Source organism: Candidatus Campylobacter infans (genome assembly GCF_013416015.1).
In the GTDB taxonomy this organism is placed as follows: domain Bacteria; phylum Campylobacterota; class Campylobacteria; order Campylobacterales; family Campylobacteraceae; genus Campylobacter; species Campylobacter infans.
The window spans coordinates 797,863-813,226 of sequence record NZ_CP049075.1 but is presented as its reverse complement, the minus strand read 5'-3'; the positions used below and the strand labels follow the sequence as shown (position 1 = coordinate 813,226).

14 protein-coding genes are annotated in these 15,364 nt (G+C 37.1%); 13 read left to right on the top strand and 1 reads right to left on the bottom strand.

Annotated elements, in window-relative coordinates; all coding sequences use genetic code 11:
• The first annotated feature begins 208 nt into the window (after positions 1 to 208).
• The 10 genes from CINF_RS04170 to CINF_RS04125 all read left to right on the top strand — a co-directional run bounded on the left by CINF_RS04170 (position 209) and on the right by CINF_RS04125 (position 10,566).
• Positions 209 to 1,450, top strand: coding sequence for a malic enzyme-like NAD(P)-binding protein (locus CINF_RS04170; protein WP_179975853.1), 1,242 nt, complete (start codon positions 209 to 211; stop codon positions 1,448 to 1,450).
• Between the two features lie 103 nt (positions 1,451 to 1,553).
• The gene (locus CINF_RS04165) at positions 1,554 to 3,938 is read left to right on the top strand and encodes a heavy metal translocating P-type ATPase (RefSeq protein WP_179975852.1); all 2,385 of its coding nucleotides are present in this window, start codon (positions 1,554 to 1,556) and stop codon (positions 3,936 to 3,938) included.
• Positions 3,935 to 4,153 carry a cbb3-type cytochrome oxidase assembly protein CcoS gene (gene ccoS, locus CINF_RS04160; protein WP_178696480.1) on the top strand — a complete coding sequence of 73 codons (219 nt, stop codon included), beginning with the start codon at positions 3,935 to 3,937 and terminating at the stop codon, positions 4,151 to 4,153. Before CINF_RS04165 ends, ccoS begins: the two co-directional genes overlap by 4 nt.
• Positions 4,154 to 4,210: 57 nt before the next feature.
• Positions 4,211 to 4,918: a class I SAM-dependent methyltransferase gene (locus CINF_RS04155; protein WP_240156163.1), complete on the top strand. Its 708-nt coding sequence runs from the start codon at positions 4,211 to 4,213 to the stop codon at positions 4,916 to 4,918.
• A 10-nt stretch (positions 4,919 to 4,928) separates the two neighbouring features.
• Entirely contained in the window at positions 4,929 to 5,597 is a 669-nt protein-coding gene (locus tag CINF_RS04150; RefSeq protein ID WP_179975851.1) for a class I SAM-dependent methyltransferase, read from the top strand.
• On the top strand, positions 5,594 to 6,340 hold the full coding sequence (locus CINF_RS04145; protein WP_179975850.1) for a WbqC family protein: 747 nt from the start codon (positions 5,594 to 5,596) through the stop codon (positions 6,338 to 6,340). Before CINF_RS04150 ends, CINF_RS04145 begins: the two co-directional genes overlap by 4 nt.
• A 182-nt stretch (positions 6,341 to 6,522) precedes the next feature.
• Positions 6,523 to 7,947 carry an Asp-tRNA(Asn)/Glu-tRNA(Gln) amidotransferase subunit GatB gene (gene gatB / locus CINF_RS04140; protein ID WP_179975849.1) on the top strand — a complete coding sequence of 475 codons (1,425 nt, stop codon included), beginning with the start codon at positions 6,523 to 6,525 and terminating at the stop codon, positions 7,945 to 7,947.
• The gene (locus tag CINF_RS04135) at positions 7,947 to 8,783 is read left to right on the top strand and encodes a type II restriction endonuclease (RefSeq protein ID WP_179975848.1); all 837 of its coding nucleotides are present in this window, start codon (positions 7,947 to 7,949) and stop codon (positions 8,781 to 8,783) included. Before gatB ends, CINF_RS04135 begins: the two co-directional genes overlap by 1 nt.
• Entirely contained in the window at positions 8,773 to 9,594 is an 822-nt protein-coding gene (locus CINF_RS04130; RefSeq protein WP_179975847.1) for a DNA-methyltransferase, read from the top strand. Before CINF_RS04135 ends, CINF_RS04130 begins: the two co-directional genes overlap by 11 nt.
• Before the next feature lie 78 nt (positions 9,595 to 9,672).
• Positions 9,673 to 10,566, top strand: a complete 894-nt coding sequence (locus CINF_RS04125; protein ID WP_179975846.1) for an NAD(P)H-dependent glycerol-3-phosphate dehydrogenase — start codon at positions 9,673 to 9,675, stop codon at positions 10,564 to 10,566.
• A gap of 275 nt (positions 10,567 to 10,841) precedes the next feature.
• Here CINF_RS04125 and CINF_RS04120 read toward each other — a convergent pair whose 3' ends face one another.
• Entirely contained in the window at positions 10,842 to 11,897 is a 1,056-nt protein-coding gene (locus CINF_RS04120; RefSeq protein WP_179975845.1) for a quinone-dependent dihydroorotate dehydrogenase, read from the bottom strand.
• Positions 11,898 to 12,069: 172 nt separating this feature from the next.
• Here CINF_RS04120 and CINF_RS04115 point away from each other — a divergent pair, with 172 nt between their 5' ends.
• The 3 genes from CINF_RS04115 to lpxD all read left to right on the top strand — a co-directional run bounded on the left by CINF_RS04115 (position 12,070) and on the right by lpxD (position 15,327).
• Positions 12,070 to 13,761, top strand: a complete 1,692-nt coding sequence (locus CINF_RS04115) for an acetolactate synthase large subunit (protein ID WP_178696472.1) — start codon at positions 12,070 to 12,072, stop codon at positions 13,759 to 13,761.
• A gap of 3 nt (positions 13,762 to 13,764) precedes the next feature.
• The gene (gene ilvN / locus CINF_RS04110; protein WP_178696471.1) at positions 13,765 to 14,229 is read left to right on the top strand and encodes an acetolactate synthase small subunit; all 465 of its coding nucleotides are present in this window, start codon (positions 13,765 to 13,767) and stop codon (positions 14,227 to 14,229) included.
• Between the two features lie 141 nt (positions 14,230 to 14,370).
• A complete protein-coding gene (lpxD, locus tag CINF_RS04105; RefSeq protein WP_179975844.1) occupies positions 14,371 to 15,327 on the top strand; it encodes a UDP-3-O-(3-hydroxymyristoyl)glucosamine N-acyltransferase in 957 nt (318 codons plus the stop codon).
• Positions 15,328 to 15,364 lie beyond the last annotated feature (37 nt).

Here is a 15,364-nt window from a genome sequence, read left to right as displayed (position 1 = left end):
TTTGCTTTAAATGCTTGATTATTCTAAACTAATATTAAAATAAATTTTAAAATTTACTGCTGATTTGGATTAAAATTTTAATTTTTGCCACAAAATTACGCAAAAAAAGCTCTTTTTAACTTAAATTTTACTTAAAAATTAAAATTAAAAGAATAATTTAATGTTTATAGTCTTAAAATACGCCCACATATTTAAAAAAGGATAAAAAATGACAAAAGAAGAGCTAAAAGTTGCGGCCTTAAACTATCACATAGGCGGAAAAACTGAGATAAATATAAAAACAAGCGTAGCTAGCGAAGATGATTTAAGTCTGGCTTATTCACCGGGCGTGGCCGAGCCTTGCTTAGAAATAGACAAAAATCCCTTAGATGCTTATAAATATACAAATAAAGCTAATTTAGTAGCAGTTATTTCAAATGGCACAGCAGTGCTTGGTCTGGGTAATTTGGGCGCGCTAGCAAGCAAGCCTGTGATGGAGGGCAAAAGCGTGCTATTTAAACGCTTTGCTGGCATTGATGCTTTTGATATAGAATTAGACGAGAGCGATCCGCAAAAAATCGTTGATATCGTGCGCGCATTAGCGCCTACTTTTGGCGGGATAAATCTTGAAGATATTAAAGCGCCTGAATGCTTTTACATAGAAAACGAGCTAAAAAAACAACTAAACATTCCCATAATGCATGACGATCAGCACGGCACTGCCATAATTTGTACGGCTGGGCTAATAAACGGCGCAAAACTAGCAAATAAAGAAATTTCATCTTTAAAATTAGTAGTTTTGGGTGCTGGCGGGGCGGCAATTTCTTGTGCGAAAATGGCTAGAAGCCTTGGCATTAGCGATATAGTAATGTTTGATAGTAAGGGTGTGCTTAGTAGCGATAGGGACGATTTAAATGAATATAAGCGCGAGTTTGCCGTAGATCTTAATGCCTTAAAAGCGCAAGGTCGCTTTATTACTTGCTATAAAGACGCGCTAAATGGTGCTGATGTGGTTTTTGGGCTTTCACGCGCTGATATATTAAGCCCTGATGATATAGCTGGCATGGCAAAAGATCCGCTAATTTTTGTGATGAGTAACCCAAACCCTGAGATTGCCCCGGATTTAATCAAAAGCACCAGAAGCGATGCTATAATCGCCACAGGACGCAGTGATTTACCAAACCAAATAAATAATGTGCTTGGTTTTCCTTATATTTTTAAAGGCGCGCTAATAGCACAAGCTACTGCCATAAACGAGCAAATGAAACTAGCAGCTGCTAGCGAGCTAGCAAAACTAGCAAGAGAGCAAATCCCTGAAAATATCAAGCGCGAATTAGAGCTAATCCATCACCGCCAAGTAGGTTTTGGGCGCGAATACATCATACCTAGCCCTTTTGATCCGCGCCTTTTAACGCAAATTTCAAACGCAGTAGCACAAGCAGCAAGACAAAGTGGCGTAGCAAGATCTTAAAATTAAAATTTGGCAATTTTTAAAATTGCCAAACCGCAGTCATTAAAAAACTACAAAAATTAAAATTTTGCTATAATTGCGCCTATTTTGCAAAAGGTGTGAGATGAGTTTTATTTGCGAGCATTGTAAGGGCGAGTTTAATGATAGCGCAAAACTCTTAGATGATGAAAACCGCGCGTTTTGTTGTAGTGGTTGTAAGAATGTTTATGCTTTTTTGCGCTCAAATAATTTAGATGAGTTTTACACCAGGCTTGGCAAAGATTCTCACATCAAAGCAAAATTCGAGCAAATCAGCACCCAAAGCTCCAAGGCTATTTTTAATAATTTCGTAAAACAAAATAACGATATTTGCACGATATATTTAGTGATTGAGGGCATTCATTGTAGTGCTTGTGTGTGGCTAAATGAAAAAGCCCTTAGCACAAGCGATGGCGTGCTTGAAGCTGATATTAACGCTGCTACAAATAAAGCTAGGATAGTTTGGGATAATTCGCAAATTAGTCTTTTTGAAATTTTAAATAAAATAATCGCAATTGGCTACAACCCTTTGCCCTATGATCCATCAAAAGCTAGCGATCGCGCCGAGCAAAACCGCCGAAGCGCGTATATAAAAATGCTTGTAGGCATTGTTTGTTCTATGAATATAATGTGGGTTGCGGTGGCTTTATATGGCGGATATTTTAGCGGTATGAGCGCAAAAATTAAAGATATTTTACATTTTGGTGAGTTTGTTTTGGCTAGTCCGGTGCTTTTTTATACAGGCTCAGCCTTTTTTAGCTCAGCTTATAAAAGCCTTAAACAAAAATCCGTTAGTATGGATTTAAGCGTGGCAGTTGGTGCTAGCCTTGCTTATTTTTATTCGGTTTATGCAATGCTAATTAAACAAGGTGAGGTTTATTTTGATTCTGTGGCAATGATTATTACCTTTGTTTATGTGGGTAAATTTTTTGAAACCATCAGCAAAAAGCGCGCAATTGATAGCTTAGATGGGCTTAGTTCTTTATTGGTTAATGAAGTTTATGCAAGAAGTGATAAAAATTTAAAATTTGTGCTAACAAATGTGCGCGAGATTAAGCAAGATGATGAGATTATGCTAAGAGCTGGCGAGCGCGCAGGGATTGATGGCGTAGTAAGTAGCGGGCAAGCAAGCGTGGATAATTCAAGTATAAATGGAGAAAGCGTGCCGGTTTTGCTTAGGCAAAATGATTTTATTAGCTCAGGCGCGCTTTGTATCGATGGGAGCGTGATTTATAAAGCTAGCAAAGATTATGAGCATTCATTGCTAAATCGCTTGATTTGCTTGCTTGAAGATGCTAGTTTTAAAAAGCCACGCATTCAAGTGCTTGCAAATACCATCGCTTCGCGCTTTTCTTTTATTGTTTTGTTGCTTTGTTTTATTACTTTTAGCCTTTGGCTTTTTAATGGGGCGAGTTTAAATAAGGCTATTATGATAGCTGTTAGTGTGCTAATTATCGCGTGTCCGTGCGCTTTAAGCCTTGCTACGCCAGTAGCCAATTTAATCGGCCTTGCCACAGCTTTAAAAAAGGGCATAATTTTTAGGCAAGCAAATATCATCGAACGCCTCGCAAAATGTAAAATAATCGCCTTTGATAAAACCGGCACCCTAAGCCTTGCTAAACTTAGCGTTGAAAATTTCACTCAGCTTAAACCTTTTGATAAAAGCTTGCTTTACTCGCTAGCTTCAAACTCCACTCATCCTATTAGCCTAGCTTTATGCGAGTATTTTAAAAATGAAAAACTCTTAGAGCTAAAAAGCGTTGAAAATATCGCAGGACAAGGCATTAAGGCAAAATTTCAAAACCAAGAACTCTTAGGTGGCTCTGCTTTATTTATGAAAGAAAACGCCGTAAATTTGAATAATTTTAATCAAATAAATAATTTGACAAGCCAATATTATTTTGCCATAAATGGAGATTTAGTAGCGCATTTTAGCCTAAGCGATAACCTAAGAGCTGATGCAAAAAGCGTGCTTTGTGAGCTTAAAAAAATGGGTTATAAAATCATTATGCTAAGCGGGGATAAAAAAGAAGTGGCTAAAAATGTTAGCTTGGAGCTTGGAATAGCTGAGTTTTATGGCGAGCTTAATCCTTTGGATAAGGCACAAAAAATCAAAGAACTACAAAAGCAAACGCCTGTTTTGATGGTGGGCGATGGCATAAATGATATAGCAGCGCTTAAAAGCGCGCATGTGGGCATTTGTATGGGTAGCGGGGCTAGCATTAGCGTAGAAAATAGCGATGTTGTGCTACTGCGCGATGAGCTGAGCGCGCTACTTTTTGCTTTGCGTTTAAGTGCGCGCACATATCGTACAATTAAGCAAAATTTAGCATTTAGTTTGGTTTATAACGCCCTTACAATCCCGCTAGCAATGCTAGGCTATATAATCCCGCTATTTGCGGCTATTTCGATGTCTGCTAGCTCTATAATAGTGGTGCTAAACTCTTTAAAAATCAAAGGACAAAAATGAATGCAATAATTGCTCTAATGCTTGGGGTTTCTATTTTGCTAGCTTTTATCGCTCTTGGCGCGCTGATTTGGGGCATAAAAACTAGGCAATTTGAAGATTATGAAAAATTTCTAGCTGGCACTAAATACGACAGCGAAGATAGCCTAAATGATGCTTATAAAATGGAGCAAAGACGCAAACAAGCAAGCAAAAAAGGCTATATGCCACCTGATTAATTCTGTATTTTAAAATGAAATTTTAATTAAACTTATATTTTAATAAAAGGTTTTTTTATGTTAGATGAAAATATTAAACCAAATCAAATTTTAAAATCCATTAAAGGCTTTAAATACCCAGATATAGAGCTTGTGCGTTGGTTTTTTAAGTCAAATTTAAGTGAGTTAGCGCACAAAAAAGTGCTTGAACTTGGTTCGCATAATGGCAATAATTTAAGCCTTTTTGCTGGTTATGACTATGAGTGCATAGGCGCCGAGCTTGATGAAGAAAATGTGCAAAATGCCAAATTTAACTTTGACAAGGTTTTTGGATATGAAAATTTTAAATTTTTTCAAGCCGATATGAGAGCGTTTGCAGCCCAGCACAAAGGCATTGAATCTAGTGTTTTGCTCGTGCCAAATGTGATAAATTATATAAGCAAAGATGATTGCAGGCAAATGCTGTCAAATTTACGCAAAAACCGCTTATACCGTTACGAAAATGGTGAATTTTCACACTTTTTTGTGCGGGCAAGAAGTGTGAAGGATTATCGCTATGGCAAGGGTAAGATGGTGGGTAATCACAGTTTTATTTTAGAAAATGATGAATTTAGCGGAGAAAAAGGGCTTTTTTGTGCGTGCTATGGGCAGTTTGAGCTGGTGAGGCTTTTACAAGATGAGCTAAATTTGTTTGATTTTGAAGTGCTAGAAAGCGAAAATTTAAACTCAAAGGCTAATGTTTTCATCAAAGATAGCGATATTATCGTTTATGGCAAGATAAAATAAAGGAGTAAAAATGTATAAAGATTTAAAGGGACTTAAATTCCCCGACAACGCCGTGATAAAATTTTTTTTCAAGGAGCATTTGGGCGAAAAATGCGGCAAGGTTTTAGAATACGCTTGCTCAAATGGCAATAATTTAAGCCTTTTTGCAAGCTATGGCTGGGAGTGTTTGGGCGTGGATTTAAGCCAGCTAAACATTCAAAATGCTTTGTTTAATTTTAAAGAAATTTTAAAGGCACAAAAATTTAGCTTTTTTGAGGAAAACATTTTGGACTTTGCCAAAGCCCACAAAGGTGTGCAAGCTGATGTTTTTTTAGTGCCAAATGTGGTTAATTACCTAAGGCGAGAGGACTTTTTAGCCCTTTTAAAAAGCGCGAAAGAATTTAAGGCTTATAAGGAAAATGCACTCTTTTTCTTGCGAACGCGTGGCATAAAAGACTACCGCTATGGGCTTGGTAAAAAAATAGCGCACAATAGCTTTTTGCTTGACTGTGATGAAAGCACAGGCGAGCTTAACTGTATCAACACGCTTTATCAAGAGTATGAGCTTGTGGGCTATTTGCAAGAGTTTTTGGGGCTTTATGATTTTAAGGTTTTAAGCTATGAAAGCACAAATGTGATGGGTGCTGATGAACGCCTTGTAAATGATGCTGATATAGTGATTTATGGGCGTATTCGATGAAAATCGCCATTATGCAGCCGACATTTTGCCCTTGGATAGGGTATTTTAAGATGATTGAGCTTGTAGATAGCTTTGTGTTTCTTGACACCGTGCAATTTGAAAGGCGCAGTTGGCAAAATAGAAACAAAATCAAACTCGCAGGTAAAGAACAGTGGCTAAGCTTGCATTTGCAAAAAGCACCCCAACAAACACTCATCAAAGATATGCATCTAAATAATGAACAAGCGTGGAAAAACACCCTTTTAAAAACCCTACGCCACGCTTATGGCAAGAGTGTGAATTTTAAAGAAATTTATAGCATTTTGGAATTTGGGCTTTTTCATTTTGAAAATTTAAGCGAGCTTAATATCTTTTTGATAGAGCAGTTTGCTGGGCTTTTAAAACTTAAAACACCTTTAATCAAGGCTTCATCTTTGAGCTTGCCAGCTGTTAAAAGAGAAAATCTTTTGCTTGAAATTTGTAAGGCTTTAAAAGCAGATGAATATCTATCACCTGAGGGTTCAAAGGTGTATTTAGAGCCAGCAAAAGATTTATTTAAAAACGCTAATATAAATATAGAATATTTTAAAATGCTCCACCCATCATACACTCAGCAAAATAAAAATTTCATTGAATATCTTGGCATAATTGATTTGCTTTTTAATACCACAAATGCGGCGCAAATTTTAAATGATAGTATTATTGTAAATGATAAAGCAGGGGGGGAGCTTATAATCACTATCAAAAAGCACTTATATTTTTAGCTTTTAAATTTTTATTTAAGGTTAAAATTTACTTTAAATTTTAAATTGACTAAGAATTTAAAATAAAATTTAGCCTTAAATTTTAATCTAATTTAAAATTTCACCAACTCCAAGCCTTAAAAAAGCCTAAATTAAAGTATTTTAGCTAGAATGCGCGCATTTTTTAGCTTAAAGGGGTGAAAATGTTTGAAACCATCATAGGACTTGAAGTTCATTGCCAATTAAATACAAAAACTAAGATATTTTGCGCTTGTTCTACTAGTTTTGGAGCCAAGGCAAATACTCACACTTGCCCTGTTTGTCTTGCTTTGCCTGGTGCCTTGCCTGTTTTAAATAAACAAGCGCTTAAAAAGGCGATTAGTTTTGGCCTAGCCATAAATGCTAAAATTAATAAAAAATCAGCATTTGATAGAAAAAATTATTTTTATCCAGATTTACCAAAGGCTTATCAAATATCGCAATGGAGCGTGCCAATAGTAGAAAATGGCGAGTTAATAATAAATATAGAAAATGATGAAAAACGCATAGGCATTACGCGTGCGCACCTTGAAGAAGATGCCGGTAAAAACACGCACGAAGCAGGGCATAGCTTAGTGGATTTAAACCGCTCAGGCACACCGCTGCTTGAAATCGTCAGCGAACCAGATATGCGAAATAGCGATGAAGCAGTGGCTTATATTAAAAAACTTCACAGCATTTTGCGCTTTTTAAATATCAGTGATGCGAATATGCAAGAGGGCAGTTTTAGGTGCGATGTGAATGTAAGCATTCGGCCAAAGGGCGAGAACAAGCTTTATACGCGCGTGGAGATAAAAAATCTCAACTCATTTCGCTTTATCCAAAAGGCCATTGAATACGAAGCAAGCAGGCAAATCGCTGCTTGGGAAGATGGCAATTATGAGCGTGAAGTAGTCCAAGAAACACGCCTTTTTGACACCACAAAACTAATCACAAAACCTATGCGAAGTAAAGAAGAAGCAGCTGAATATCGATATTTTCCAGATCCTGATTTATTGCCTATTGTCGTGCCTGATGATTTGATGAATGAAGCTAGTAAATTGCCAGAATTGCCAGACGAGAAAAAAACGCGCTATATAAACGAGCTAGGCTTAAAGCCTTATGATGCTGGCGTGATTATTAGCACTTATGAAATGGCGCGCTATTTTGAGGATTTAATAAACGCTAAAATTTCGCCAAAATTATGCGTTACTTGGCTTTGTGTAGAACTTCTTGGCAGGCTTAAAAACGGCGTAACCATAGAAAATAGCCCCGTAAATAGCACAAAAATGATAGAGCTTTTAGGGCGAATTGAAGATGGCACAATTAGCGCAAATGCCGCTAAAAAGGTGCTTGATGAATTAATAACTAACCAAAGCGCAAGCGTAGATGAGATTATAGAAAAACTTGGGCTTAAACAAGTAAGTGATGATGGGGCGATTGTCGCGATCGCCGAGGCGGTTTTGGCGGCAAATGCGGACAAGGTGGCTGAGTTTAAAGCGGGCAAGGACAAACTCTTTGGCTTTTTTGTGGGGCAGGTGATGAAAGAGGGCAAGGGCGCATTTAACCCCACAAAGGTTAATGAAATTTTGAAAGCAAAACTTGGCTAATGAAAAATAAAATTTGTTTTAATGAGTTTTTAAAGAGCTTAAAAACAAGCAATAGGGATTTAAAATTTTATGTTGCTTGGGATAAATGCTTAAAAAATAAAGATGAAATCAGCATAAGCTTAAACCATCTTAATTTTTTGCTTGGCAAAGATAAAAGCGAGTTAAAAGAAAATATCAATAAGCTTTTTAAAAGCTACCCAAAAGCTTTTGAATGTTTAAATATTCTTATAGCCACGCGTGATGTAAAAGATATCGTATTTAACGAGCTTGGCAAGGAATGCGAATTAAAATCTTATTTTACAAATTCTAATAAAATTTATGATTTTATTTGCCAAAGCGGTTTGGTTGAAATTTTTGCAGATAGAAAAATTAAAGATTTAAATGATTTTGTTTTTGGTGTGGAAGTAGGGCTTGATAGCAATGCTAGAAAAAATCGCAGCGGCAAAGCTATGGAAAGAACGCTTGCGAATATTTTTCAACAAGCCAAGCTAAATTATAAAGAACAAGTAAGCATAAATGATTTTACAGACTTAAAACAAACTTTTGGAACTGATATAAAAAAATTTGATTTTGTTATTTTTACCTCTAAAAAAACTTATTTTTTAGAATGCAATTTTTATACAAGTGGTGGCTCTAAGCTAAATGAAACAGCTAGATCTTATGAAGAACTTGCTTTGAGATTTGACAAATGTAGTGGAGCCGAGTTTATTTGGATAACCGATGGTAAAGGCTGGCTGAAAGCAAAAAATAAATTAGAGCAAGCTTATAAGAGTATTGAAATTTATAATTTAAGCAATATAGAAAATTTTATTTTGAAAGTAAAAAATGACGCCTGATTTTATAAGCAACGATGCGCTTTTTAGTCTTTATCAAGACGATTGTAATACGCTTTTGCCACATTTTAAGGATTGTTTTGATTTAATTTTTGCTGATCCGCCATATTTTTTATCAAATGACGGGCTAAGCATACAAAGTGGTAAAATCGTTAGCGTTAATAAAGGCTTATGGGATAAAAGCGTTGATGATATTGATGCTTTTAATTTTAACTGGCTAAATAATGCAAAATTAGCTCTAAAAAATACAGGCAGTATTTTAATAAGCGGGACTTATCATAATATTTTTTCATTAGGCACAATGCTCCAAAAGCTTGATTTTAAAATTTTAAATATTATTACTTGGCAAAAAACTAATCCACCGCCTAATTTTAGTTGTCGCTATCTTACGCATTCGACTGAGCAAATAATTTGGGCGCGCAAAAGCCAAAAACATAAACACATTTTTAATTATGAAATTTTAAAAGCATTAAATAATAATAAACAAATGCGCGATATATGGACATTTCCTGCCATTGCCCCTTGGGAAAAACTTTGTGGCAAGCACCCTACACAAAAACCATTAAAACTTCTTGTGCGCCTACTTTTAATGGCTAGTAATGAAAACTCCATTATTTGCGATCCATTTAGCGGGAGTTCTAGCACGGGCATAGCCGCTAATATCCTAAAACGAAAATTCATAGGTTTTGAAAAAGAAAGCGAGTTTATTAAAATTTCTATCGCAAGAAAACAAGAATTAGATAAAAATTTTGATGCCTTTTATAGAAAAATTGATGATTTAAAAATAAATTTTAAACAAAAAAATCTTTTCTAAGGACAAAAATGATAAAAACTCAATTTTTTTCAAGAAAAAACATAAATTATAAAAAATTCACACAAAAGCAGTAAAACTATGAGCATAGCAGTTATCGGAGCGGGAAAATGGGGGCAGGGTTTGCACTTTGCCTTTTCGCAAAAGCAAACTTGTCTCATCACTTCGCCGCACACAAAAGATTTGCCAAATTTTGTAAGCATTGACGAGGCGCTAGAATGCGAGTATTTGGTTTTTGCGCTCTCAGCACAAGGCATTAGCGCGTGGCTAAAAGAGCATTTTAAAAACAAGGGGCAAAAAATCCTACTTGCTTCAAAGGGCATTGACACGGCGAGTTGCCGCTTTTTAGATGAGATTTTTTTGGACTTTGTGGATAAGCGCAATTTTTGCGTTTTAAGTGGTCCTAGCTTTGCGGCTGAGGTGATGCAGGGCTTGCCTTGTGCCTTGTGCGTGAGTGGCTTTGAGCGCGCACTTTGTGAAGAGTTTGTGGGCTTTTTTCCAGATTTCATCAAGGCTTATGCGGGAGATGATGTGCGTGGGGCGGAGATTTGCGGGGCGTATAAAAATGTCCTTGCCATCGCAAGCGGCATTTGCGAGGGGCTAGGGCTTGGCAACAACGCAAGGGCGAGTTTAATCGCACGCGGGCTTATCGAAATGCACCGCTTTGGGGCGAAATTTGGCGCAAAAGAAGAGACTTTTTTGGGTTTAAGCGGGGCGGGGGATTTATTTTTAACCGCTTCAAGCACGCTTTCGCGCAACTTTCGCGCAGGGCTTTTGCTGGCAAAGGGCAAGGGCAAAGATGAGATTATAAGCGAGCTAAAAGAAGTCGTAGAGGGCATACCCACAGCCTTTGCGGTGCGCCAAATCGCTGGGAGGGAGGACATTTACACGCCCATAGTGCGCGAAGTGGCAGCGATTTTAGAGGGCAAAGATGTGCGCGCAGCCTTAATAGATTTATTAAGAAAAAAAGATTAAAAATTACTAGATTTTTAGCGCAAATGTTAAATAATATTTAAATAAATTTAAGAAAAAAATTAAAATTTGCGCGCTAAATCATCTAAAAATTAAAATTTCAAAGTACTTATATTTGTTTTAAAATTAAAATTTTAAAGCAATCCGCATTTATTTTAAGATTAAAATTTTAATCTCGCCAAATATTAAAAGATTAAAATTTGGCGGATTTAATGGTAGATTTTAAATTTTTATTAAATTAAATTTAAATGCGCTAGGTTTTTGGTTGGATTAAAATTTTAAGCAATATCTGCCCCGATAGCCTGGCTTATATTTGAAAATCCTTCATCTTTTAGCATTTGCGCTAAGTTTTCATTGATATTTTTACAAAGGCTTGGGCCTTGGTAGATGAAAGCGGTAAAAATTTCAAGCAAGCTTGCGCCTTGTTTTATGCGCCATAATGCGTCTTTTGCATCGCTAATGCCACCACAGCTAATCAAAAGCGCCTTAGAATAAAGCTCTCTTGCTACCGCGCTAAAAAGCGCACGGCTTTTTTCTTTAATTAATTCCCCGCTCAAACCGCCACGGCTCTTAGCGTTTTGGCTTAGGGAGTAGTCTATGCTTGTGTTGTTGATTATTAGGGCTTTTGCGCCGTTATTGATAGCGCAATCACAAAGCCTCACAGCAGTGCTTGGGCTCATATCTGGCGCGATTTTTAGAAGTAGCGGGCGAGAGCTTTTAGCCCTTAATGCGCTAAAAAGCTCGCTAATGAAGCTTTCGCTTTGTAAATCGCGCAAATTTGGCGTGTTTGGCGAGCTAATATTTATCACAAAACCATCGCAAAACTCACTAAAATTTTGAGCTAAAATTTCATAATCTTTTAAAGCATCATCATTAGGCGTAAGCTTGTTTTTACCGATATTTGCAAAAACTGGCACAGAGTAAGGATAAGCATTTTTTACCTGTTTTAAAATGGCATTTGCGCCCTTGTTATTAAAACCCATGGCATTTTGTAAGCTTTTTTCATCTATCAAGCGCCACAATCTTGGCTTTTCGTTGCCAAATTGCGCCTTTGGCGTAAAAGTGCCGTATTCTAAAAAACCAAAACCAAAAAGGCTAAGAGGCTTAATCAAATCCGCATTTTTATCAAACCCGCCGCCAATTCCTAGCGGATTTGCAAATTTTAAACCCAGCAAATTTTGACTTAAAATTTCATTTTCATAGCAAAAACTTTTTTTAATATAATCATTTAAAAATGGCGTATTTTTGGCTATTTTCATACCCACGCTAGCTAGATTGTGAGCACATTCTGGGTCTAGTTTAAAAAGCAAGCTTTTTAGATTTTCATAATTCATTTTAAGCCTTTTTTAAAAAATTTTATAAGCTTAGCGAAATTTGCTTAAATTTCGCGCTTGATTTTTAAAATTTTAAAATCATAACTAAGCCCAAATGCTCATAAATTAAGCAAAATTTCACATTAAAAAGATATAATCGGCGCTTATTTTTTGCTTACAAAAAGGTTAGAAAATGGATCAATTAAACGGCTCGCAAATGATTAGCGAGGCATTAAAAGCCCAAGGCGTGGATGTTGTTTTTGGCTATCCAGGTGGCGCTGCTTTAAATATCTACGATGAAACTTATAAACAAAAATATTTTACCCATGTTTTAGCGCGCCACGAGCAAGGCGCGGTGCATGCAGCAGATGGCTACGCGCGCGCTAGTGGCAAGGTCGGCGTGGCTTTTGTTACAAGCGGGCCAGGCTTTACAAATGCCGTTACTGGCTTAGCCACTGCTTATTGTGATAGCGTCCCGCTTGTGCTTATCAGCGGGCAAGTAAGCTTGCCATTAGTTGGCACCGATGCCTTTCAAGAAATTGACGCTGTAGGGATTTCACGCCCTTGCACTAAGCATAATTTTTTGGTTAAAAATATCACAGAATTACCAAAAATTTTAAAAGAGGCTTTTTATATAGCATCTAGTGGCAGACCAGGACCTGTTCATGTGGATATCCCAAAAGATATAACCGCTACAATGGGCGAGTTTATCTACCCGCAAAACACCTACATGCAAACATACAAACCAACGCTAAAAGGCCATCAAAACCAAATCAAAAAAGCTTGTGAAGCTATAATGAACGCAACTAGGCCAATTGCTTATATAGGCGGTGGCGCCATTAGCTCAAATAGTGCGGATTTGGTGCGTGAGTTTATTAAAAAAACAAATATCCCAGCCGTGCTGACCTTAATGGCACTTGGCGTATTAGAAAAAAACGATCCTTGTAATCTTGGCATGGTAGGCATGCATGGCAGTTACGCAGCAAATATGGCCATAAGCGAGGCTGATTTAATCATAGCTTTTGGCGCACGCTTTGATGATAGAGTAACTGGCAATGTAAGCGAATTTGCAAAATCAGCTAAGATAATTCACATAGATATCGACCCATCAAGTATCGGTAAAATCATCAACGCCGACTATCCTATCGTGGGCGATTTAAAAAGCGTTTTAGAGCAAATAAATGAAAAAATAAGCTGGGCGCAAGAAAATTTGCGCCCATGGCACGAGCAAATTAAAATTTACAACAAACTTCATCCTATGTGCTATAAAGATAGCCAGCAAAACGAGCCATTAAAGCCACAATGGGTAATTGAAGAGCTAGGGCGCATTTTGCCAAAAGATGCCATAATCGCCACAGATGTAGGCCAACATCAAATGTGGGTGGCGCAATTTTACCCATTTAATTATCCCCGCCAGCTCTTAACTAGTGGCGGGCTAGGGACTATGGGCTTTGGCTTGCCAGCTGCTATGGGTGCTGCGTGGGCAGTAGATGATAAATCACGCCCCGTAGTAGCAATTAGCGGTGATGGCGGTATTTTAATGAATATCCAAGAGCTAATGACGCTAAGTGCTACTAATAAACGCGTGATAAATATCGTGCTAAATAATAACTTTTTAGGTATGGTAAGGCAGTGGCAAAGCATTTTTTATGAAGAGCGTTTTTCTAGCACTGATCTTAGCATTCAGCCAGATTTTACGCTTTTAGCGCAAGGTTTTGGGATTTTAGGATTAAGTGTGAAAACTAAAAGTGAGTTTAGTGCTGCTATTAAAACCGCACTAAGTAGCGATAAAAGCAGTATTATTGAGGTTAAAATCGATAGATTTGAAAATGTATTGCCGATGGTGCCAGCTGGCGGTGCTATATATAATATGATTTTGGAGTAGGCGATGAGAAGAGTTTTGAGTGTAGTAGTTTTAAACGAACACGGCGTGCTTAGTCGCATTAGCGGGCTTTTTTCAGGTCGCGGGTATAATATAGACAGCCTCACAGTAGCTCCCGTGCCAAATAGCGAGTTTTCACGCATTACAATAGTTACAAGCGGAGATGAACACACAATAGAGCAAATTATTAAACAACTCCACAAATTAATTTCTACTTATAAAGTAATTGATAATGGCATTTTTGTAGAGCGCGAAATGGTGCTAGTTAAGGTTAGTTTAAATGAAAATTTTGCAGGCCTTGATGCGATTTTAAAAAGCGCAAACGGCACTATAACGCACGCTGATGAGCATAATATAATCATAATGGCTTGCGATTCTAGCGCGCATATTGATAATTTTATTAAGGTTATGAAAAAATACAATCCAATCCAAATAGTTCGCTCAGGCTCAGCGATGATGGAGTGCGAATAACGCGCTAAATTTTAAAATTTTAGTAACTTTTGGGCTGGCAAAAGTTGCTAAATTTTAAAATTTTAAACTTAAAATATTTAAAAACTAACAAAATCTTAATTTATTTAAAATTTTAAACCAATATTTTTTGATGGAGTAATTATGAAATTATCTAAAATTTATGAAACACTAGGATTAAAAAAACCGCTTATTGAAAACGACTTGCAAATTACTGCTATGAATTCCTTACAAAATGCCACGCACGGCGAGCTTTCATATTGTGATAACGATAAAAATGTAAAATTTTTAGACACTTGCGAGGCTAGTGCGATTTTGGTGCGCGAAAATGATGCCAAAAGGGTTAAAAACCACGCTATAATCACGCAAAACCCGCATTTAGATTTTGCGATATTATCGCAGTATTTTGCCAAGCCACTTTTTTATGAAACGCACCCAGCCCAAATCTCGCCAAGTGCTAAAATAATGCCAAATGTTCATATCGGCTCAAATGTTTTTATAGACGATAACACGGTGATAATGCCTGGCGTTTATATAGGCGATAATGTTCGGATTGGGCGTGATTGTATTTTGCATCCAAATGTGGTGATTTATAATGATTGTTTAATAGATGATTGTTGTATTTTAAATGCTAATTGCGTGATTGGCTCTGATGGTTTTGGCTTTGCTAGCGATAAAAATGGCAAGCATTATAAAATTTATCATAACGGGCGCGTGGTGCTAGGCAAGCATGTAGAAATCGGCGCTTGCACGACTATTGATCGTGGCGTTTTTGATGATACTATCATTGGCGATTTTTCTAAGGTGGATAATTTAGTCCAAATCGCGCATAATTGCGAGCTGGGCTTTGGCAGTGTTTTGGTTTCACAAGTTGGGCTTGCTGGAAGCACAAAGCTTGGGCGCAATGTCGTAATGGGCGGACAAAGTGGCACCACAGGGCATTTAAAAATCGGCGATTTTGCACAAATTGCTGCGCGCGGTGGGGTCAGCAAAGATTTACCTGGTGGCAAAAAATACGCCGGCTCACATCCTATTTTAGAGCTAAATCAATGGCTAAAACTTCAAGCCAAAATCCAAAAATTTTTTAGCAAAAAAAGCTAAAAATTTAGTGATAAATTTGAAAAAATAAGCTTTAAAA

Bases quoted from the DNA above. Each gene is read 5' to 3' on its own strand.
- CINF_RS04170 (WP_179975853.1), top strand. From the start codon at position 209: ATGACAAAAGAAGAGCTAAAAGTTGCGGCCTTAAACTATCACATAGGC.
- CINF_RS04150 (WP_179975851.1), top strand. From the start codon at position 4,929: ATGTATAAAGATTTAAAGGGACTTAAATTCCCCGACAACGCCGTGATA.
- CINF_RS04135 (WP_179975848.1), top strand. From the start codon at position 7,947: ATGAAAAATAAAATTTGTTTTAATGAGTTTTTAAAGAGCTTAAAAACA.
- gatB (WP_179975849.1), top strand. From the start codon at position 6,523: ATGTTTGAAACCATCATAGGACTTGAAGTTCATTGCCAATTAAATACA.
- CINF_RS04145 (WP_179975850.1), top strand. From the start codon at position 5,594: ATGAAAATCGCCATTATGCAGCCGACATTTTGCCCTTGGATAGGGTAT.
- ccoS (WP_178696480.1), top strand. From the start codon at position 3,935: ATGAATGCAATAATTGCTCTAATGCTTGGGGTTTCTATTTTGCTAGCT.
- CINF_RS04120 (WP_179975845.1), bottom strand. From the start codon at position 11,897: ATGAATTATGAAAATCTAAAAAGCTTGCTTTTTAAACTAGACCCAGAA.
- lpxD (WP_179975844.1), top strand. From the start codon at position 14,371: ATGAAATTATCTAAAATTTATGAAACACTAGGATTAAAAAAACCGCTT.
- CINF_RS04130 (WP_179975847.1), top strand. From the start codon at position 8,773: ATGACGCCTGATTTTATAAGCAACGATGCGCTTTTTAGTCTTTATCAA.
- CINF_RS04125 (WP_179975846.1), top strand. From the start codon at position 9,673: ATGAGCATAGCAGTTATCGGAGCGGGAAAATGGGGGCAGGGTTTGCAC.
- CINF_RS04155 (WP_240156163.1), top strand. From the start codon at position 4,211: ATGTTAGATGAAAATATTAAACCAAATCAAATTTTAAAATCCATTAAA.
- ilvN (WP_178696471.1), top strand. From the start codon at position 13,765: ATGAGAAGAGTTTTGAGTGTAGTAGTTTTAAACGAACACGGCGTGCTT.
- CINF_RS04115 (WP_178696472.1), top strand. From the start codon at position 12,070: ATGGATCAATTAAACGGCTCGCAAATGATTAGCGAGGCATTAAAAGCC.
- CINF_RS04165 (WP_179975852.1), top strand. From the start codon at position 1,554: ATGAGTTTTATTTGCGAGCATTGTAAGGGCGAGTTTAATGATAGCGCA.